Genomic DNA, 21,550 nt, shown 5'->3' with positions numbered 1-21,550 from the left:
ACGTTGATACCAAGGCAACCGATGGCTATCTAGACGTCAATCTGCCTTGCGCAGATGCCGGCTAACCGTCGCCCCCGAAACACCTAGCTGCCTGGCAATCTCTGCCTGGGATAGACCTTGAGCTTTCAGTTCCTGAATACGCGCTCTCAATGCCTCAGCTTGTGCTGTCACAGATTGCTCCTGGGCGCTCGCGTCCAACGAAATGGCAGCGTCGAGCAGATCCATCTTGATCAGATCTGCCTCCAGGCGCTGCAGGATTTCTCTGGGGGATGCTGCGTGCTCCGCGGCGTAAGCCACCGTGAGGAGATTCAACGGATCGACCCCTAGCGCTTTCGCTAAATCGTCGCTGACCTGCAGAGTTACACCGCGTTGTGGGTGGCAGAAAAAAAACCTGAGCAAAGCTAACCTTACTTGGATTGCCCTGGCAATGAGTCGGTGCAGGTGGCGAAATTACATTGCTATAAAACCTGGCTTTTAGCTGTGGCAGGAGGTACATGAGCATCCAAACGAACTGACCCGCGAAGAAGAAGCTTATTGGCTCGATCGCGGTTGCGACACCATCAAGCGATTCACCGGCCAGGCACCGCGGGGCTGTCGGGCTCCCCTGTACAATATGTCAGAGCATTCGGCTGACTTGTTGATCGAGAGAGGCTTCAGTTATGACGCCTCGTTGATGGGGGATGATGTGCCTTATCTGTTGCGCACGGGTGCGGGAGAGCTGGTGGAACTTCCATCCAGCTGGGCGCTGGATGACTGGCCTCAGTACATGCACAGCATCGACCTTGATTTTCAGATGCCGATTCAATCGCCGCAACGCGCCGTCGAAGTTTTCAAGGCCGAGTTCGATGCTGCCTGGGAGTATGGCGCTCTCTTCGTACCCGTCTGGCATCCTTTCCTTTCCGGTCGGTTGTCACGATGGCATGAAGTTTCGAAGTTGATCGAATACATGATGGCCAAAGGTGATGTCTGGTTTGCACGGATGGATGAGATCGCCGCGTATGTCCAGCGCAGTGTATCCACGGGCGCCTATGAACCACGGATTGACAGGCTGCCTTATTATCAGGGACCGGTTAAAGCGCATAAGTAGCCGTTCTGAGGGTGAATGTATCGTGCGTATCGGGTACTTGTTGTAATTGAGGTTGGGGAGGCGACCATCGATGGAAGGTCGTACCCAGATCAAGGTGTTGCTACGTACCAAGCCTCATACATCCAGCTCATACATGGCATTGAAACGCTCGGCCTTGATGCAGTAGCCATCGAGCCCTTTTTCGTCGTTGAATACCACGTAGTCGCCGGCCTGGTAATGCGATTGGCCTTCCTTGGTCTGTACGCTGCCGCCTTCGCGGGCGATTTCGGCCCACACCGGCGTGCTCTTGATGTACATGCCAGGCGCCAATTGGCGGTAGGTCCTGGGGAACACTTCGGCGTCGACGGTATAGGTTTCACCGGCGTTGTTCACCAGCCAGTCGCCGGGTTTACAGAATTGTTCGGCGCCCCATTTGCGGTAGGCAAAGCCCGGGGTGTCGAGGTCCAGGCGCACGGCGGTGATGTATTGATCGGGTTTGTGCCGGTAGCGTTGGCGTAGGCTCATTCTACTTTAGTCCTGTCATTATTGTAGGCGTTGCAATTGCAGTTCTGCCTTGATTTCTTGAAGTGGTTTTTCGAGGGTTGGGTTTTTTTTCAAAGCACTTTCAAGGGTGAGGTCAATGTTGTTATAGGTAGAGTTCAATTTTTCGTCGGAAGTTTCCAACTGTTTGGTTGTCGTTTCAAGCTGCTGGGTGCGTGCCTCAAGTACTACGTTAGTCGTTGAAAGTTCTTTCATGAAATAGATGGCATATCCACCTGCCATTATTGCGATAATGGCAGCGGCTGAACTGTATTTGATAGTTTTGGATCGCACCTTTTGACGGTCCTGAGCGGCTTTCTGTTCCCTGACGCGATCGCGTGCCTCGGCACTGGCATCTAACAAACGCTTTACACGATCCCATCCCTTGCCGTAGCGTTCTGCCCAAATCTTGTTATGGCGCGGTAACCAAAGAACACGTTCATCGGTAATGTCGGGCGCGATGACATTGCCTGGATTTCGTTCAAAACTATCGGCTTCCACTAATAAGGTGCGCCATATCAAACCATCCATGAATTCCTTAAACAGCCATCCCTGCACCGGGTCTGCTATTTTGTGCCAGCAGCGGATCAATGCTTCATGACTGATATCTATCAGTTCATCATCGTCCAAAGGGGAGGGGTCATGGGGCGTTAAAAAAGATACGCCATCGGCACGGAATGCATCCAGAGTCGTTCGCACTTTTTGCTCATCTGCGCCTGTCACGGCTACTAGTTGTCTGAGTGTCTGCGGCCTGCGAATGGCCTGCCCTTCGGCATTAATGTCGGTGAGTGCTCTGAACAAGTCTTCTACGATGTGGCTGCCAAGATCTTTCTGAGTATGGGCAAACACTTCATCCGCATGGGCGGACAACAGCCCGGCGAGTCGATGTTCTTGGTTATAGTGCTCCAGGCCTAAGTACCAACTCGGAAATTCCAGAGGGGTTTTCTCGGTATCAGGCACATTCAATCTATGCAGCAGCATCAAGCCGTGCTGGATAAGTGGTAGTTGGTCCTGGCTACCTCCTGAATCGATGATCAATCGTTCAGCCAATTCACGACTGGTCGTACCGTTGTACAACTTTGCGGGCTCGCAAATGGCCCGGATTAAATCGCAATGCTCCATTCGTGGTAATAAGTACTGGGTGGAATTCACCACTTCGGCGAAACCACTGTAATGAGCGCAAGCCCCCAAAAACTCCGAGCGCATGGTCAACACTATGTATAACCCCGGTTGAGGCTGCAAATGCGCTGCAATTAAAAATTGGGTTAGAAGTTTTGCTTCCTCCGGACCATGGCGGCGGGCTTGGCTGAAAAGCTCTTCAAACTGGTCGATGAGAATGCATATATTATTGCTGGAGTCAGCCCCGAGGATCCGGGCAATTGCGGCGGGTGCGTCTTGACCAAAGTTAAGTGCACGTCTTAATTCGATGGTCCGTTGAGAATTCGGGTCTGTTCCATCCAGGCCCGCCAATGCCTCGGCGATGTTGAGCAGGGGTGTTTCACGGGGTAGTGCGGTGCAGGTTCGCCAACGCAGGCCGGCTCTTGCATTTTCCTGTTCCAGCCTTGGCAATACCGCCGCCCGGACTATCGAGCTTTTACCGCAGCCAGAATCCCCATGGACAACCAGCAAGTGTTTATCAACGAGCACCTTGACGATGGCATCGGCCATGCGTTCACGACCAAAAAATATTGGCCATTCTTTCTTCTCGAAGGGGCGCAACCCGGGGTAAGGGCGAGGTGGCAGACTGACGTTGAATATTTCCTCCAGGGGCATCTCAAAGTCTGCGTTCATGGCCGAGGTTCCAGCTGTGTACTTTTTTCTTTCAGCCATTGACCTACTCGTGGCGTCCAGTTTTCCTCTGTCCCGTCAATCCAATCCGCTTGAAAAATTCGAGCCGTTGCGTTGCGAACCGGCGTCGCAATTGCGCTGCCCACGGTATTGAGCAAGCCGCAAGGCAATAGACGATTCGAGCGCGCGCGAGCTGACTGGCGATCATGTTTACCCACGACAACCAGGTCGGCATCGAGCGCACGACCGTCGGCAGTGCCCAAGAGCAGCAGTGCATCGCAGGTACTCAAGAGCTCCACACGTTGTTCACGTACTTTGTTTATGTCTTGCGGATCGAATTTGATTGCATCAGGTTCACCCGGCACTACGCTATACCCGCTACCGGTTAAAGCGAGTCCGGCTTTATCCCATATTTTGATCTGGTCGGCTCGACCGTGAAGATAGATGGTCCTGTTATCCGGGTTGGTTAATCGCGTGGCATCCTCCTTCGTACTTTCACGCTCTTGCAACAGGGCTTTGAGTTCATTGAGCCTTGGGATGAGTTGACTGACAATGCTCAATAACTCTAATTGGGACTGGGATTTAAAGCCTTCACCGGGTCCAATCCAACCAATGGGACGATCGGTGTTGGCGATTTTTTGATGGAAGGTAAAACCTGGTAATCGGTTATTACCTTTGTCCAAGAATTCTGCGGGCCAGGTTTCCAACGTAGGAAGGATATTCACTACTGCAATTCTGCCATCAACTGGCAGACCGTGTTTCTCCTGCTTGGTGTACCACCATTCGCGCTCTTTAGTGCACCAACTCGAAGCCAAATAGTCTTCGGACATCAGAACCATCAACAACGCGGAATCGCGGATACTATCCTGCAATTGATCGGTCAATGCAGACATTGGATCAACACCCAGGCCGGGGCGATGATCGGTGTCGAGAAAGACATCCAGTGTATCGCGCAGTTTACGATCTATTTTGAGCTCATCTTTGAGGGCCTCTACAAAACCGGCCGACCACGATTGGAAATAGGTTTTACCGGCTCGATCGCTTCCGTGGCTATAGCTGACAAATAGATCATGTGCGAACGGAAATCCTACATAGGCCATACAATTCCCCTTCCGGTAAGGGTCGAGCGGCGGGGAGGCAGTCCCCGATTGTCGGCATACAACTGGAAAAAGCGCATTTTAAGTCTAGTACAGCAATCCTGAACTGCTGCACTAGGCGAGCTCCTTGAAATACCGCTTTGCATGAACTTAAATTGCTGGAGCATGTTTGTCTTTGAGGCGCCCACCATGAAACTCTCTGGGGATGTGCTCGGCAAACTCGGCGTCAGCAGCGCCGACGTAGACAGGTACCTGGAGCCGCTCAATGCGGCCATGGCCAGGTACGGCATCGAATCCCGGTTACGCATCGCCCATTTTCTTGCCCAGGTGGTCCACGAGTCCGGGCACTTCAAGCATGTAGAAGAGAACATGAACTACTCGGTCGACGGCTTGCTCAACGTGTTCGGCAAGTACTTTCCATCCCGGACCATGGCCCAGACCTACGCGCGCAAGCCGATGATGATCGGCAACCACGTCTATGCCTCGCGCATGGGCAACGGCAACGAGGCCAGCGGCGATGGCTACCGCTACCGCGGTCGGGGGCTGATGCAGCTCACGGGCAAGTCCAACTACAAGGCGTTTTCAAGCTGGCTTGAGGAAGATGTGGTGGTCGCGCCCGAGCGCGTCGCCCAGCAATTCGCCTCGCAATCGGCGGTGTATTTCTGGGACACCCACCACCTGAACAGGTTGGCCGATACCGACGATATCCGGCGCATCACCGAAGCCATCAATGGCGGGCTCAAAGGCTTCGACGAACGCCGCCTGCTGCTGGAAAAGGCCAAGGCAGCCTTGCGCGACGAGCCCGAGGGTCTGAGCACCCCGGCCGTTATGGAAAGCTCGGATTTCAAGCCGGGCCACCAGGTGGTGCCTTTGCAATTGAACTTGCGTTCGGCCCCACGTGTGGCACCGACTACCTGGGTGGCCACACTTCACCAAGGTTGCAAGGTCGAGATCGTCAGCCAACTCGCCGATGGCTGGGTGCAGGTGCGAGTGCCGATCAGCCAGACGGTGCGCGAAGGGTTTGTGGCCGAACGGTATCTGGCGCCACTGGCGATTTCCCGGGGCGCGTTCGACCCGGTAGAAGCGCCACTGCCAGAGCTGACATTGCCGGCGGTGCATTTGCAGCAGAACCTCAAGGCCATCACCCGGGCAGCCGAAACGGGCAGGGCCTATCCATTGGGCGAAGGCCGCCGCCCACACCGTACGGCGAGCAAGCCCGCGGCCCGGGCGGCTCAATTGCTGAAAATCATCGATTACCTGGACTGTGCCGCAGCCGCCCATCGCCGTTACAAAGCCACTGCCGGCAGCACCTGTTGTGACATCTATGCCTGCGACTATTGCAACCTGGCCGGCGCCTACCTGCCACGGGTATGGTGGACCGAGCGCGCCTTGCTGGGCATCGCCCGTGGTGACCGCGTGCCGGTAGCTTTTAGCCAGAGCGTGCGCGAACTCAACGCGAACGCTCTGCACGATTGGCTGGAAGACCATGGGCCTCAGTTCGGCTGGTATCGCGAGCTTGACCTGACCACCTTGCAGGCCGCCGCCGACGCCGGAGAAGTCTGCCTGCTCGTGGCCAAGCGCAACGACCCAAACCTGGCCGGTCAGATCGCTCTGGTGGTACCGCAGCAGGACGAGTTCCAGGCCCGGCATGACGCTGCCGGTCGGGTGACGCGGCCGGTACAGTCCATGGCCAGTGGCAAGAACCGCAAGTACACCGTGAGCCGCTCGGCCTGGTGGCTGGACGATCAGTACCAGGCCTTTGCCTTTTGGCGTCATCCCTGACACTTGGCGTCCCAGGAGTTCCCCATGGACAAGCTCGCGCTGTGCATCGGCATCAATGACTACCCGGGCACCGAGAATGATCTCAAGGGCTGTGTCAACGATGCCCATGACTGGGCGCAGGCCCTGGACAATCGCGGCTTTGTCGTCAAGACATTGATCGATGCCGCCGCCACCAAACTGGCCATGATCACCAACATGGCGCAAACCATTGCCGAGGCTGAGGAGGGTGGCTTGGTGGTGTTCACCTACTCGGGGCATGGCACTTGGGTTCCTGACCTTAGCGGGGACGAGCCCGACGGGCGCGATGAAGCCTTGTGCCCCTGGGACATCGGCCAGGCGCAGGCTCTGCTCGATGACGAAATCGAGGCGATCTTCAACCAGCGTGCGCGGGGCGTGCGCATCCTGTTGATTAGCGACAGTTGTCATTCCGGGTCGGTGACCCGTGGCGACAACAGCGAGTTGGACCCCGGTCTGCCCCGTGCGCGCTTTTTACCACCCCAGGCATGGATGCCCGCCGACCAATTGGGTAACGTCGCGCAGCGACCCAAACACCTGTTGGGCGGCCTAGCGCGCAGCGGTGGCGACCTGTTGCTGGCCGGTTGCACTGACAGCCAGTTGAGCTGGGACACTCGTTTCAACAACCGCGCCAACGGCGCCTTCACCTTTTACGCCTTGAAAACCCTGGCCACTCTCGATGCCACGGCCAGCTATCAGGACTGGATCAAGGCGATCAGTCCGGCTTACCTGCCCACTAACCAATTGCCGCAAGATCCACAGCTGTTCGGCAGCCGCACGGCGCGTCACTGGCAAATCCTGACCTGACGCCGCGTGCCGACCCCATTGCCGTGGAGACTGCGGGAATGAAACCTATCGATGAGCAAAGCCCGCCGACACCGGCGTTGAAACTGCCGCTGTTGCATGCCGCGACTGCTGGCGGACCCATCCCCCAGGCCTTGACCGTGCCCGGCAGTCGCGGGCCGGGTGGGGCCGGCGTCGGCTTGCTGGACAATGTGCAAGTGAAGCGCACCTGGCAGTTGGCGCCGGCCAGCCGCAGCGGCGATGCTCCCCATGCCGAAGTGCTGGCAAGCAATAAGAGCCTGCTGGCGCTGGAGGCGACCGACGGGACCACGATTTTCATCCGTACCGACACTCTGATTGAGCAACTGCGGCGCACCCGCCCGGAACTGGTCGACACCTCTGGTGCGGTGGATTTTGCCGGCTTGCGCGACAAGGCGGATGTCAGTCGCGGCGCCCTGGGCTGGGTCTGGCAGCAGATCAGCGAACTGGCGCTGAGCGACGATGCAATCACCGCCGAGGCCCGCGAGCAGATCACCGGGGTGATTGGCACCCCGATCATCGATTGGGCTGCACGCAAAAGCGCCAAGACCCTGATGGCGGTGATCGAGCGCAGCCTGGCCGGCGAGCCCGGGCTGTATCGCTGGGATGGCGGGCTGCTCAAGGACCAGGACCTGCATGCAGCGCAAGACCCACGCCTGGCCGAAGCCGCTCAGGCCGGGCCGCTGCTGGTGTTCATTCACGGTACCGGTTCGCACACCCTGGGCAGCTTTGGCGACTTGCCCGGTACCGGCGCCTGGCGTGCCCTGCAAAATACCTTTGGCCAGCGCATATTCGGTTTCGAGCACCGGACCTTTTCCGAAAGCCCGATCGACAACGCCCTGGCCCTGGTTACCAGCCTGGCGCCCGGCACTCGTCTCAACGTAGTGACCCACTCGCGTGGCGGGCTGGTGGGTGACCTGCTGTGCCTGGACCCGACCGACAAAGGGTTGGGTGAGCTGATCGAACGCTACCGCAGCAATCCCAGGCCCGATGAGGCCGAGCGCGAGCGCAAAAACCCAGCCTTGGCCGTCGAGCGCGAGCAGTTCGTCGCTCAGGAGCAGCTCAAGTTGCGCCAGCTGGTCGATTTGCTCAAACAGAAAAACCTCCAAGTGGGGCGCTATGTGCGGGTGGCGGCACCGGCCCGTGGGACTTCTCTGCTTTCGGATAACCTGGATGTGTTTCTGTCCTGCCTGCTGGGGTTGGTGCGTAAGTTTGGCGCCTGGAGCATTGGTGCCGCCGCCGGCCTGGTGGCGACTCCGGTGGCCGGGGCCAAGGCCAAGGAGCTGGCCGACAGCGGGCTGAAGTTTCTCAGCCGTATCGTCCTGGAAATCGCCGAAAAACGCCTGGAACCACAAACGGTGCCCGGCATCGAGGCCATGCTGCCCGAAGCGCCGATGAGCATGTTGCTCGGCAAGGCGCGGGTGTCGCCTTCGGTGAAGATGGCGGTGATCGCCGGCGACATCGAAGCCACTGGCGCCGGTGTTTTGCAGCGGGTCGGGGTCATGTTCGTCGACTGGGCGTTTTTCGACCGGGCGCGTAACGACCTGGTGGTCGATACTGAATCCATGTACGGCGGCATCCTCACCCGGGTCGAGCAGTCCCGGGCGATTTTCGTGCACAGCAGCCAGGTCAACCATTTCCGCTACTTCCGTGATGACGTGAAGTACCAGAACCTGCCGCTGCCCAGTGCCCTGGGGACCTGGCTGCTCGACCCTGTGCCGCAGGGACGTGCGCCCTGGCAGGAAGACCTGACGCTGCCGGAACAGGACCGGGGCGCGGATGTAGAACCCGAGCGTGGCGAGCCGCCAACCGCAGCCAATGCCCGGCCGGTACTGATTTTCCTGCCGGGCATCCTCGGCAGCCATCTGGCGGCCGACGGCAACCGCGTCTGGCTCGACCCGCTGGGCCTTTCCACCGGCAGCCTGCCACGGATTGCCATCGACAGCCGCCGTACCGTGCGCAAGGACGGCCTGGTCGAGTTGACCTATGGCAAGTTGGTGGGATTTCTGCAGATCAGCCATCAAGTCATGGTCCACGACTATGACTGGCGTCAGCCTATCGCGGCACTGGGCAAGGAACTTGCCGAGGTCATCCGCAAAGCGCTGACCACTAATCCGGATCAGCCGATCCGGCTGCTGGCCCACAGCATGGGTGGCTTGTTGGTGCGAGCGGCATTTGCCGCCGACAAGACCCTTTGGCCGGAATTGGTGGCGCGACCCGGTGGTCGGTTGCTGATGCTCGGCACCCCGAACCAGGGTTCCTATGCCTTCGTCGAAAACCTGCTGGGGCAATCCGATACCGTGCGCATGCTGGCGCGGGTGGACTTCACCCACAACCTGCAGGAAATACTCGATGTCGTCGCAGGCTTCCCCGGGGCATTGCACCTGTTGCCTGCCCCCGGTTTCGAAGACACAGCGGGCCCTGCCGAAGTGGATTTTTACCAGGAAAGCAGTTGGCGAAACCTTGCTCGGCTCAACGACGACTTCTGGTTCGGCGATAACCTGGGTGGGCAGCCCAACCAGGCTGCGCTGGATCAGGCGCGGGCATTCTGGAAGGACATGCTCGACACCCGTTGGGTCGACCTGGATCAAACACGTATCGCCTATGTATTCGGCAAGGCCGACAACACCCCCTGTGGCCTGCAGATCATCGACCAGGGCAGCAAGCCGGCGCGGTTGATGATCCGCGGCACCAGCAGTGGCGATGGCTCGGTGACCTGGCGTTCCGGTCGCTTACCGAACCTGCCCGAGGAGCGCTACTGGTTCATGCCGGTCGACCATGGCGGCCTGACCGGCACCCGCGAGTACTTCAGTGAGATCCAGGCGCTGTTGAGCAAAGGCGTGCCCAACAGACTGGGGCGCCTGCCGGTCAGCCGCGGTGAGGAACAGCGCGCCCCCTTGGTCAGCTACCGGGGCGGGCCACCCATGTATCCCACCGACCAGGAACTGATCAGCCGCATGCTCGGCAGCCGCAGCAGCATCCTGCGCAGCCGCAAGCGCAGCGTGTTGCAGATCGTGGTCAAGGCCATGGACCTGAGCTTTGTCCAGGTCCCGGTGATGTGCGGGCATTATCGTGGCGATCCGATTTCCGGCGCCGAAGCGGTCATCGATCAGACCCTGGTCAACGGTGCGCTGAACCATCGCCAGCGCTTGGGCCTGCATTCCGGGGAACTGGGCAATGCCACCGTGGTATTGATGCCGCGTTCGAGCGAGGAACACTTGCGCCAGACCGGCCGTGGTGCCTTGGTGGTGGGGTTGGGTGAAATGGGTACGCTATCCAGTGAAGGCGTGACCCAGGCCGTGCGCGCGGGCGTGTTGCGCTATCTGCTGCATGCCTCGGATTTCTACGGCAAGGACGCGGGGGAGCTCGCACCCGCCAGCCAAGGCGCGCCGCTGTCGCTGCGCCTGGCCAGCCTGTTGATCGGCACCAATTCCACCGCGCAGTTGAGTGTCGGCGACTCGGTAAAGGCGGTGGTGCTCGGAGTGTTGCTGGCCAATCGCGATTTCACCGCCGGGGCGGCCGAACGTAGCGCAACCCTGGCGTTCATCTCGCGCCTGGAATTGGTCGAGGTTTTCCGTGATACGGCGATTTCGGCAGCCTATGCCGTCAGCGAACTGGACAAGGACCTGACCACTGAACTGATGCAGCTGGACACCAAGCTGGACCTGGCTGATGAGTTGCTGTACGGCGAAGGGGTGCGCCAGCGATTGAGCGTCAGCCCCTTCAGCGATTACTGGCCGCGCCTGTCGGTCAGCAGCGACGACCTTGTCGAATACACCGGCAAGCCTGGCGGTGATCCGGCCGGGACCATCGCGTTGCGCGCCAAAAGTTTTCGCTTCTCGTACATGGGCGACAAGGCCCGGGTCGAAGCCCTGGTCGAGCAGCGCCAGCCAGGGCTGGTGGAGAAGCTGGTCGACAGTTCGCTCAAGGGCCAGGCCTGCACGCTTTACCGCAAGAACTCGTTCTTTGGCAATACTCTGTTCCAGCTGTTGCTGCCCATCGAGTTCAAGTCATCGGTGCGCAAATCGCGCAACCTGATCCTGATGGTCGATCAAAGCAGCGCCAACCTGCCATGGGAAATGCTGGAAACCAACGGTGAGCCGCTGATCCGGCGCACCCGCATGATCCGGCAGTTCATTACCGAGCGCTTTCGCCGGGAAGTACTGCGCACCGACAGCATGAGCGCATGCATCATTGCCAACCCCAGTACCGAGGGCTATTACACCCAGTTCGGGGGCCCGGACTGGAGTCAGAAGGTGACCCTCGCCGGTACGCCGCCGCAGGATTGCCTGCCTGATCTGGAGGGCGCGGCGAAGGAGGGCGAGGTGGTGACCCAGGTGCTGGACGGCGCCGGCTACACCACTTACCCGGTACTGCCGGGTGCTAACGCCGGGGAGGTATTCACCCAGATGTTCGCCCGGCCTTATCGCGTGTTGGTGGTGGCGGCCCACGGGATATTCGCCAAGACAGGTTCCGACGGCATCCTGCGCAGCGGCGTGGTGCTCTCCGATGGGCTATTGCTCACGGCGGCCGAGGTCGACCGCATGGAGACCGTGCCTGACTTGGTGTTTCTCAGTTGCTGTCACCTGGCCAAGATGGAGGAGTTTGCCAAGAGTGATAACCGACTGGCCGCAAGCCTTGCTCGCGAGTTGATCAACATGGGCGTGCGTTGTGTGGTCGCGGCCGGTTGGGAAGTGCGTGACGATGCCGCCAAGACCTTTGCCGAAACCTTTTTCACGCGCATGGCCGTGCATGGCGACAGTTTTGGTGCGGCAATTTCCACCGCTCGCCTGAGCGTGCTCGACGGCTACCCCGACTGCAACACCTGGGGGGCTTACCAGGCCTATGGCGATCCATCCTTCCAGCTCAAGCTGATGCCCGGCGATATCAATAACGAGGTGCCCTTGCGCGCCCCCGAGGAACTGCTGGACTGGATCGAACGCATTCGCCTGGCCGCCCTGGCGCCATGCGCAACTGCTGTGCGGTTCGATTTCGAAAACCTGTCGCGGCGCATTGCTCAGCGCCTGCGCAGCCTGCCGCTACCCTGGGCGCAGATGCCCGAAATCCAATACGCGTTGGGTCTTTTGTACAGCGAATGTGGGGCATCTGGCTACGAGGCGGCTTGTGGGGCCTTGCTACAGTCCATCGCCGCCGATTTCGCCCGAGCCGTGGTGCCCCTGCGTGCGGTCGAACAACTGGTCAATCTGGAATCTCGACGCGCCCATGCCCTGGCCGAGCAGGCCCTGGGGCTGCGCGAGGGTGATCAGGCGGCGCACGCCATGGAGCTGGAAAAAGCGGCACTTTCACTTATCGATGATGCCATCACCCGGGCCACGGCGCTGATCATGCTGGCCAGCCAGCATCCCAATAGCGCATCCGAGGCCCAAGTCATTGGCGCGGGTCATCCGGAGCGCCAGGCGATCCTGGGCAGTGCGCACAAGCGCAAGGCCGTGATCCTGGCAATGGCAGGCACGCCCTGGAATGCCGTGCGGCCATCCTTGATCCTGGCCCGTGATGCCTACGCGCTGGGCGAGGGCGACCCCAATTTGCCCGAATGGAACCCCTATGGACGGATCAACCGCCTGCAACTGGATGCACTGTTGGGCGTTGTGCATATCGATCTGGGCGAAGTGTTGCGCTGCCAAGCCGCGGCGCGGACGCGTTTTCAAAAGGGCTTCGACTTCTTCGATGCGGTGATGTCGGCCGATGCGGCGGTGGCCGGATGGCTGTTGACCGGCAGCCTGCCGCAGCATCCGGGCGCAGTCGCGGCAGAACCGGCCGAGGCACTCCGTGACCTGTACTGGGATGCCTTGCAGGGCCAGCGGGCTTCGGGGCGGCAGTTTGATTCGGTGGTGCGCCAGCTGCGCTTGCTGGCCAGCTTCCTGGCACTGCGCGGGGCCAAGGGCAACAGCCAACAAGCCAGGACTCTACGCACCGTGGCCGATGACTTGCACAAGGAAAAGCAGTGAAGCTGTTCTCGCAGCTCAACCGCCAGTGCACATAAAGACGAAAATATTAACTTGAAGCGCAAAGAGAACAATGCAGATCATTCATTGTGGATACAGAATATATCGAAGGGCAGCTTCAACCCACTGAGTGGTCGAGATATTCCAGATAGAGATTTGAGCTGGCTCATCTTCCTCAGCAGAGGTCGCAACCGCCAGCTGATCGCCCTTCTGGTTGAATACCACCTGGCATGGTGGTTGGGAGGTTTTAATGTTAAATGCCTCCCACCGGCCTTCTAAAACTTTCCAAAAAACCACCCCGTACTCGGCTGGATGATATCTGGAATCAAATGACTCGTCAGCATCTTCTTCCTCGCTTTCATAGCTTATGGCTATGCGTTCATTATCCGGGCTGAATACAACACTACAGACATTGCCTCGTACATCAATTATATTCACCTCTCGTGTCAAAGTATTAATAACTGAAACGCTGAGACTGTCTGCCGCTGTGGCAATCCATTCGCCGTTATCACTAGCTACAGGTGGCCAATCCCAAAATCTCTCGGCTCCAGTATCGAAGTTGTTTATAAGATTGCCGGACGACACATCCAACAGTGTCAACTTTTTCTCACCGGAAATATGCACAATCAAATGAGATCCGTCTTTCGAAAAATTTGCACCTGGTGCAACAATTGGTGGATTTTCTACTTGAGAATTATCATAAATTTTCGATCGCCATATCTCACTAAAATTAGATGTATTTAGCACCCTGAGCACTCCATCGCGAAATTGCGCAATGAAAGCACCGTCAGAACTGAGCGCCAAAATCTCCCAACCATCCAGTCCAAACTGCCTAGACAGCTTACCCGCCTTGGCCTCTTGAAAATTCAGCTGATCACCCTCCACAAATGCTGCAATCTCGCCATTTTTGGAAAGAAAAATCTTATTGCCCTTAAAGGAAAGCCACTTGGGAACCTCTAGAGACTTTCCGTGCAGATCAAATACATGAACAAAACCAGTATTCAGCGCCATAATAAGATTTTCATAATTCTCAGAGTATCTTAAGCTAACCGGTGCGCCTACGTAATTTGTCAGAGAACGCTCAAATTTTGGTGGTGGATTACGATTCCACAATATAATATTCCTGCCGACACCAAGCAATATTCTTTTGTCATCAGGTGAAAAGTGCGGCTCATACACCATGCCCGTAATCCCAGTCACCTTGATCGATTTTATATCGGCCTTGGTGGAGTGTTTATCACTACTTCTTGTTGTCTCATTTGTTCCATTGTTACCCTCACCCCTATTCAAATTAACAATTTTAAATACAGAATCCCTATCGCTCATTAAGAGTTGGTCGCTGTTGCTATTAAATGCCAGTCTGTTGTAACTGCGCAAAAAAAACTTCTCTGTAGTTAATGAATGCAAGTTGGTTATGGATATGGCTCCGTCAATTGATTCCAAGCCTTTAATGCCATAAATCTCCACTGAGTTTATGGGGATGCCGTCGGAGGCTGCTATTAAATCAACTGCCAGCTTCTCCCCGTCAGGGCTAAACGCAACTTCTCTAACGACGTAGGTGAATTGTTTTCTTATGTCGAAAGAATAGCGTTTCCGGATAGAGCCTCTCATGTCCCACACAATAATGTGAGTCCCCGCTCCGGTTACAAGAAAGCGGCCATCAGCACTGACGGCCGTATTGGCTACCGCAGCTCTTCTTCCTTCAGTGGATTCCCCACTGATTTTGACGCTCTCAACGAGAGTCAGGCCGCTCTCATGAACAGACAAACTAAATATGACCTCGCCACTTATGGCAAACAGTTGATCATCCGCAGCATTAAATACTAATCGATCAATTGCATTCTCGGATATTTTTACAGGTTTAGCCATCATCGGCCATCGAGATAGGTTTGCAACTGAGATGCTCCCGTCGCTCCCTCCGACAGCTAACACTTTCCCCGTGTGACTATACGCAATACTACTCACTTGCCCAGTCGGCAAGCGTGCCTCATCTTTTATAGGTTTAATGTTCTCCTTTGAATCAATCAATTTCAATGTGTCACCGTCTGCAATTATTATTTTACTTCCTGGCGAGTCAAACGAAAAAAGCACGGGATGATTACTTTTATCCTGCCTTCGATAGATAAAAGCTTCGATTTCAGGGTTGTAAGTTAACGCTTGGAAAAGGACATTTTGCCCTTCAAAAGTTTGACTTGCATTGACGGAACTCACGGCGCGAAATATTGCCTGATCAAGGTCTGTTGATATAAGGCTGCTTGATTCCGCCGCATGCTGTCGTGATAACGCAACTTTGGCTTGTTGAAGTGCCTCCTTCCTCTGTGCTACAGCAACAAAGGCAGTCGTTATGGCGATCAAGGATAATATTGCAAGTGCGGACACTGCGCTGTTGCGGAGCTTGATACTTCGACGGTAACTTTTAACCTCTTCACCCAACATCTCGTTAGGGTCAATACCGCGAAAGCGTGCAGAAATTCCATTTATTGTTTTTTTGAAATCTGGATTCGACAAGGTCAATTGATCGATCTTGCTAAGCTCGCGCATATCGATATAAAGCGGAACGCGTTTCAGGTGCGACCTCAAGGAAAGTGGCAGTGCGTTCGTCCGCTCCCAGTCAATCTGCTTTGTATCGTCTTTGGTTGTGATCTCACCTTCAACAAGAAGAATTATCAGGTTTTTTGTCAACTTTAATTTTGCACACCAATGATCGAGCTCATCATTGACCCATGTTGACTGTGCCGCTTGAGGTGAGGCTAAGAAAATTAAAAATTCCGAGGACTCAAGGGCATCTATAATGAGCCCAGGTAAATCAATACCTGGCGCAAAGTGATTGTCATCCCTGAATATCTTTACGGGCCTGGCCAGCAGTGGTTTCGCGTAGACTTTCAGTGCTTTTTCGAGTTGAGATGTAAAATTTGGTCTAACAGTGTGCTTATAAGAGATGAAGGCTTTGAAATTAGTCGAAGGCGTATCCGCCCCTCCCAATTGCGTAGCGAAAAATGTCCTCACTGACCTCATCCATCTAGAGATCAAAGAATATTCATGTGCATCGGGCGCGCTGCGCTTTTGTTTACTGGATGTAGCCATGGTTTTCACCTACATGCAGTCAAGGCCTCCTGACAGACAAAGTGTAGTCAAAAATCTATTTATATAGCTTGCGCCATACCATGTCCTGCCTGTTACTTCTACAGAACGAGCCAAAAAAGTCGTCGTGGCCTGAACAGTTACGTCCCGCAAAGGACTGTGTGGCAGCCGTGCCGGATGGAATATCCACCCACGTTGGCACAGGCTGCCATCACTCGCCCGACGATCAACCAAACCTCCGTTTTAACGTTTGATCAGGGAAATCTTCGTGCCTTCGATACTGATCCCGGCCATCAGTCCTTGCTGGTCGAAGATGAATGCGTAAGCGTCGTCTTTCAGCGTCGAGCTGGACAGGTTCTTGGCTATCCCTTCATCCACCACGACCACCGTTGGCCCGACGCCGATTTCCCAACCTTTGGTTTCGGCGACATATTTCACCGCTTTGTCAGTCATCAGGAAAACCGCATAGCCATATGACTGGGCGCCTGCCTGTAACCCCCAGGACCCGCTGACGGAGTTGTAATAGTCCTCTACTTTCGTGCCCTTCAACAAAACACCTTCGCCGTAGCTGCCGCCGAATACAAGGCCGGCCTTGATGATTTTCGGGAAGACCAGCACGGCCTTGGCTTTGTGCGAGATGGTTTCGGAAAATGGGTGGGTCTTGTACAACGTTTGCAATGCTTGCCGAGAGTCGGCATTCAGATCTTCGGCGGTGGCGGCTCCTGCAGTATTCAGGAGACTGGCCGATGCCAAGGAAGCAACCGCGAGGAAGACCGCCAGGAAGAACCGTATTGATTGAGTCATTTGCGTACTCCGATAAGGGAGCATGGGATGGCAGCGGTCAGCGCCTGTTTCAGACAGGACCCGAACTCACTGAACGTTATCCGGCGCACCCTGAAATGTGTGAAATGCAAGCGTCGCTGCTGAATGAAGCAGGCCCGAGGCCAGTGAACAGTTGCGATGCCATCACTTGTTGTGACCACTGAGTGATGGCCGCGTACATCGTCAGGGGTCGCTTGTGGCGGATTGCTGTCTGTTTCCAGTGGGTGCAAGGTGCCGGTTCATTGCGATTCGGCACATGCGACGCGAGCATCAGCCCTTGATGAACGACAGAAGATCCGGATTGATCACGTCGGCATGGGTGGTGCACATGCCATGGGGCAGGCCAGGGTAGGTTTTCAACGTGCCATGTTTGAGCAGCTTGATTTCCAGGTGTGCCGAATCGGCAATCGGCACGATCTGGTCGTCTTCGCCGTGCAGCACCAGTGTCGGCACGTCGATGTTCTTCAAGTCATCGGTAAAGTCGGTTTCCGAGAAGGCTCGAATGCAGTCGTACTGCGCCTTGATCCCACCGTTCATGCCCTGGCGCCACCAGTTGTCGATGATCGCTTGCGAGACTTTCGCACCCGGGCGATTGAAACCATAGAACGGACCTGTCGGAAAATCTCGATAAAACTCCGCGCGATTGTCGGCCAGGGCTTTGCGCAAACCATCGAAGACTTCCAGGGGAAGGCCGCCCGGATTTTTCGCGGTACGCAGCATGAGCGGCGGTACGGCACCAATCAGCACCGCTTTGGCGACGCGCCCGCGGCCATGACGCGCCACATAGCGTGCCACCTCGCCACCACCGGTGGAGTGACCGATATGCACGGCGTTCCTTATGTCGAGATGCGCCATCAGTTCAGCAACGTCGGCGGCATAGGTATCCATTTCGTTGCCGACAGCGGTCTGCGACGAACGACCATGGCCGCGGCGATCGTGGGCAATGACTCGAAAGCCCTTGCTGAGGAAAAACAGCATCTGTGCATCCCAGTCGTCACTGGACAAGGGCCAGCCATGATGGAACACGAGCGGCTGTCCGGTGCCCCAATCCTTGTAGAAAATCCGTGTGCCGTCCTTGACTGTGATCATCCCCGAGCCACTGGCATTGCCATCGCTTTTGCTGCCCGCCGGCACGGCTGCCTGGGTCGACTGCGTCGCAAGTGCAGGCAACGTCACGGCCATGGCTGCGGCCATGGCACCGGTTGTCATCAATGCTCTACGGGTGGTTCCGCTTGTCTCATCAGTCATTTATCGACACTCATGTGTGTTCTAAAGGTAGCGCCTGCAAAGCCCGGCACAGGCCGTCCGGCGTCGCCTCGGCAGCTGAGAATTTATGGGCAAACCAAGGCACTGAACACTGAACACTGGACATGGGTGTGTGAAATTAACGCTTTGGTATGAGCATCAGGAAAGTGTGCAAGGGGCACTCAACTCCTGTAGGAGCGAGGCTTGCCCGCGAAGAACGATAACGCGGTATTACAGATGCACCGCGGCGCCTGGTTCGCCGGCAAGCCTGGCTCCTACAAGGGCGGCGCCCCCGCCAGGTGAATCAAAGCTTCGGCAATTGCCCGATGCGGCCCATCATCTCGGTCACGATCTGCAGGTCGAGCAGGAATTGCTCGGTGGTCTTGAACTCGTTGTCGTTATGACCCGTGTATTTGACGTCCGGCATGGCCAGGCCGAATTGCACACCGTTGGGCAGTTCATGCACCGAGGTGGCGCCGGCGGAGGTGCCGAATTTGTGCTCCATGCCGAGGTTTTCGCTGGCCACGGCGAGCAGGGCCTTGACCCATTCACCTTCGGGGTTGCGGTACATCGGTTCGGCGATCGAGTAGTCGAATGCCGGTGCGATTTTGCTCTTCTTGCTCCAGGCATCCAGCTTTGCGGCGATTTCGGCCTTGAGCGCTTCCGGGGACTTGCCCTTTGGCACGCGCAGGTTGACCGCGAGTTTAAACGCTTTGTCATCCATCCCGACATAGGTCAGAGACGTGGACAGTGGGCCCATGAACTCATCGGAAAAACCGACCCCCAATTTGCCACCCAGGTAATCCAGCCCCCAGTTGTCGGCGGCGTAGCGGGCGGCGTCGGTGATGTGGTTGTGCTTGAGCGCGACCTTGCCGTAGAGGCTATTGATGAAGTCCAGCATCCTGGCCACCGGGTTGACACCGGACTCGGGCTCGGAGGAGTGGGCGGACACTCCGGTGACGGTCAGTTTGACGTCCTTGCCGACTACCTTGGCGGCGACGTCGAAGTTGCCGCCATTGCGCATGGCATATTCGGTGCCAGCCTTTTGCAGGTTGGCGGTCAGTTGCGCGGGCTTGTCTGTCACCAGGGTGGCGACCGAGGTCGATGGGATCTGGTTGGTGGCCAGGCCGCCGGTCATCGAGGTGATTTCGGCGCCCTTGCCTTGGGCCTTGCGCTTGGCGAAGCTGGCCATGATGGTGCCGTAGCCTTTCTCGGCGATCACCACCGGGTAGCCGCCATCCAGTGCCAGGTTGTAGTTGGGGGTCGGGTTACGTTCGAAGTAGTAGGGGATGGCGTCCCCCGTGGTTTCCTCGGTGGTGTCTACCAGCAGCTTGAAGTTGCGTGCCAGCGGCAGCTTCTCTTCCTTGATGACCCTTCATGGCGTAGAGCGCGACCACGATGCCGTTCTTGTCATCCTCGGTGCCCCGGCCATACATGCGGTCGCCGATCAGGGTGACCTTGAACGGATCGAGCCGAGTGCCATCCTGCAGCACCCAGTTCTCCGGTGTCACCGGCACCACGTCGGCATGGGCGTGAATGCCCACACCTTCGGCCATAGAGTTGGATCATTCAGTGCGTCCGCCAGTTGTCCGGGATGTTGAGACAAAAAAAGTATGCCGTTGGCCATCGCTTGAGCGGTTGTATCGGGCAGCGAGAATACGCACATTCTGAAATGTGCCACCCCAGTAAGTCGGCTGCTTCCCATTTCCTGGTGATCTATGCAGCCGATTTGCGACGACTTCTAGTTAAGTTATACCTTTGTCCATAAAAGTTGCCCTAAATGAATCGTCTTTCCGAGGCTCTCTTGGGAGGAATGCTCGCCCGATTTAAAATCTAATGACTTCATTTTATTTTCTAATGACCACTGAAGGGAAGGTAGGCAGTAATTGCAATAGGCTGTCTAAACCAAAAGTTTATAGTGGCACCTATGGAAACCTTCAGGAGTATCGAATGCCTTGTGCGCAGCACCGGGGGACGGCAGCTTCGCCAACGACGCTCGATAATTGAGCGATACCAGCTGCGGGGCCAAGAGAAAGGAGCTGGGTGCAGTCAATGGGTTGGTTACTTGGGACGAAAAGCATGTGGGTCGGGTAACAAAAGCTATCATTTTGACTTACCCATCAGTCATGTGGATGTCTCCTGATGAAGCTCAAGCGGGAAGCTAAAACCCTGAAGAACAATGCTATCGCCTCGTTACGGCGCGGATTGGAGGTCTTCAACGGTCACGACGATCACGGTCGTACAGAGTCAGTTCTGCTTCATTTCCAGCACAGCAGTGAGATGCTGACCAAGGCACTCCTCGTGCAAAAATCAAAGGAGGTCTTCGATAAGCAGAAGGGAATTGCCATTGGGCTTGATCGGGCACTGAATGTAGCCACCGCTAGTGGGTACATGACAGCTGCACAGGCAGGCTCTATCCGTGCCCTCAACACGATGCGAGATGCTGCTCAGCATTGGATGATTGTTGTGCCAGAAGACGCGTTGTTCGTAAATGCGAGAGCGCTGCTGACAACGTTGGATGAAGTATTGGTCGAGCATTTTGAGGACTCGCTGGCAGACAATCTTCCCCTTCGCGTCATGCCACTCTCTACCACCGCGCTACCCAGCTTCGATGTTCTAGTGGATCGAGAATTTCGGCATATCGCAGAACTTCTCGCACCCAACAAACGCGCTCGAGACGAGGCAAGAGGACGCATACGAACCCTCCTGGCAATGGAAGCTCATGTGAGCGAAACCGTTGAGGTGTCAGAAAGGGACATTGATCGTATCGAGAAGGCGATCAAGGCAGGCACTCAAGTAGATCAGGTCTTCCCAAGGTTGATTGCCTTAGCGAGCAACATCACCGGTGAGGGCCCAACTCTTCGCGTCCACTTCAGCAAAAGGGAAGGGGCACCTGTTCGGTATGTTTCAGGCGATGATCCCGAAGCCGCAGGTGCAATACGGGAAGTGGATTTGCAGAAAAAGTACCACCTCAGCCCCACTGCACTTGCTGAACGGTTAGGGCTCAGCCCGAACAAATGCAAAGCGTTACGAGAGATGCTGGGGCTCGACAACGACCAATCCAACATGATGATTTTTGAGTTTGGCAGCCAAAAACACGCGCGCTTTTCAGATAATGCGTTGCGTATTTTGCAGGAGCACAATCAGCCCGAAATTGTCGAGGCGGCTTGGCAGGCACGTCCGAAACCTAGGCGTTAAACACAGTGCGTCTACAATGTTTAGAGAAGCTCGATGGCCGATAGCTGCCGCTCACGAACGACCGCTTTCGGCCCAGAGTGTGTAAAAACGCTTTCTTGAACCCTTGCTATGATTTCTGGGGATTTCAT

General features: G+C 56.5%; 12 protein-coding genes and 1 pseudogene. 5 read left to right on the top strand and 8 right to left on the bottom strand.

The window, feature by feature from the left end; genetic code table 11:
• Positions 1-36 precede the first annotated feature (36 nt).
• Positions 37-399, bottom strand: coding sequence for a helix-turn-helix domain-containing protein (locus ACZ89R_RS09220; protein ID WP_429545971.1), 363 nt, complete (start codon positions 397-399; stop codon positions 37-39).
• A gap of 214 nt (positions 400-613) precedes the next feature.
• Here ACZ89R_RS09220 and ACZ89R_RS09215 point away from each other — a divergent pair, with 214 nt between their 5' ends.
• Positions 614-1,087, top strand: a complete 474-nt coding sequence (locus tag ACZ89R_RS09215) for a polysaccharide deacetylase family protein (protein WP_429545972.1) — start codon at positions 614-616, stop codon at positions 1,085-1,087.
• A gap of 114 nt (positions 1,088-1,201) precedes the next feature.
• On the opposite strand, the gene ACZ89R_RS09210 is transcribed toward ACZ89R_RS09215, so the two are convergent.
• Genes ACZ89R_RS09210 through ACZ89R_RS09200 form a run of 3 tightly spaced genes read right to left on the bottom strand, consistent with a single transcriptional unit; the run spans position 1,202 to position 4,494 of the window.
• On the bottom strand, positions 1,202-1,591 hold the full coding sequence (locus ACZ89R_RS09210) for a hypothetical protein (protein ID WP_400733296.1): 390 nt from the start codon (positions 1,589-1,591) through the stop codon (positions 1,202-1,204).
• An 18-nt stretch (positions 1,592-1,609) separates the two neighbouring features.
• Complete coding sequence (locus tag ACZ89R_RS09205) at positions 1,610-3,436, bottom strand: ATP-binding protein (protein ID WP_476241468.1); 1,827 nt, start codon at positions 3,434-3,436, stop codon at positions 1,610-1,612.
• On the bottom strand, positions 3,394-4,494 hold the full coding sequence (locus tag ACZ89R_RS09200) for a toll/interleukin-1 receptor domain-containing protein (protein ID WP_429545974.1): 1,101 nt from the start codon (positions 4,492-4,494) through the stop codon (positions 3,394-3,396). Before ACZ89R_RS09200 ends, ACZ89R_RS09205 begins: the two co-directional genes overlap by 43 nt.
• 186 nt (positions 4,495-4,680) lie before the next feature.
• On the opposite strand from ACZ89R_RS09200, the gene ACZ89R_RS09195 reads away from it, so the two are divergent.
• From ACZ89R_RS09195 to ACZ89R_RS09185, 3 genes are read left to right on the top strand one after another with little or no spacing between them, the layout of a single operon-like run.
• Positions 4,681-6,273: a hypothetical protein gene (locus ACZ89R_RS09195; protein ID WP_429545975.1), complete on the top strand. Its 1,593-nt coding sequence runs from the start codon at positions 4,681-4,683 to the stop codon at positions 6,271-6,273.
• A 24-nt stretch (positions 6,274-6,297) separates the two neighbouring features.
• Entirely contained in the window at positions 6,298-7,095 is a 798-nt protein-coding gene (locus ACZ89R_RS09190; protein ID WP_429545976.1) for a caspase family protein, read from the top strand.
• Between the two features lie 38 nt (positions 7,096-7,133).
• A complete protein-coding gene (locus ACZ89R_RS09185; RefSeq protein WP_429545977.1) occupies positions 7,134-13,079 on the top strand; it encodes a CHAT domain-containing protein in 5,946 nt (1,981 codons plus the stop codon).
• Positions 13,080-13,160: 81 nt separating this feature from the next.
• Here ACZ89R_RS09185 and ACZ89R_RS09180 read toward each other — a convergent pair whose 3' ends face one another.
• From ACZ89R_RS09180 to ACZ89R_RS09165, 4 genes and pseudogenes are all read right to left on the bottom strand, one after another.
• Positions 13,161-16,160: a TIR domain-containing protein gene (locus ACZ89R_RS09180; RefSeq protein WP_429545978.1), complete on the bottom strand. Its 3,000-nt coding sequence runs from the start codon at positions 16,158-16,160 to the stop codon at positions 13,161-13,163.
• A 240-nt stretch (positions 16,161-16,400) separates the two neighbouring features.
• Positions 16,401-16,961, bottom strand: a complete 561-nt coding sequence (locus tag ACZ89R_RS09175) for a lipid-binding SYLF domain-containing protein (protein ID WP_429545979.1) — start codon at positions 16,959-16,961, stop codon at positions 16,401-16,403.
• A 288-nt stretch (positions 16,962-17,249) separates the two neighbouring features.
• On the bottom strand, positions 17,250-18,068 hold the full coding sequence (locus ACZ89R_RS09170) for an alpha/beta fold hydrolase (protein WP_429547873.1): 819 nt from the start codon (positions 18,066-18,068) through the stop codon (positions 17,250-17,252).
• 460 nt (positions 18,069-18,528) lie between these two features.
• A pseudogene (locus ACZ89R_RS09165) lies at positions 18,529-19,774 on the bottom strand (dipeptidase); the annotation flags it as partial.
• Between the two features lie 592 nt (positions 19,775-20,366).
• Here ACZ89R_RS09165 and ACZ89R_RS09160 point away from each other — a divergent pair.
• Complete coding sequence (locus tag ACZ89R_RS09160) at positions 20,367-21,422, top strand: hypothetical protein (protein WP_429545980.1); 1,056 nt, start codon at positions 20,367-20,369, stop codon at positions 21,420-21,422.
• Positions 21,423-21,550 lie beyond the last annotated feature (128 nt).

The sequence above is a fragment of the Pseudomonas sp. TE3728 genome (genome assembly GCF_056279145.1).
This window is presented reverse-complemented; position numbering and strand designations above follow the sequence as displayed.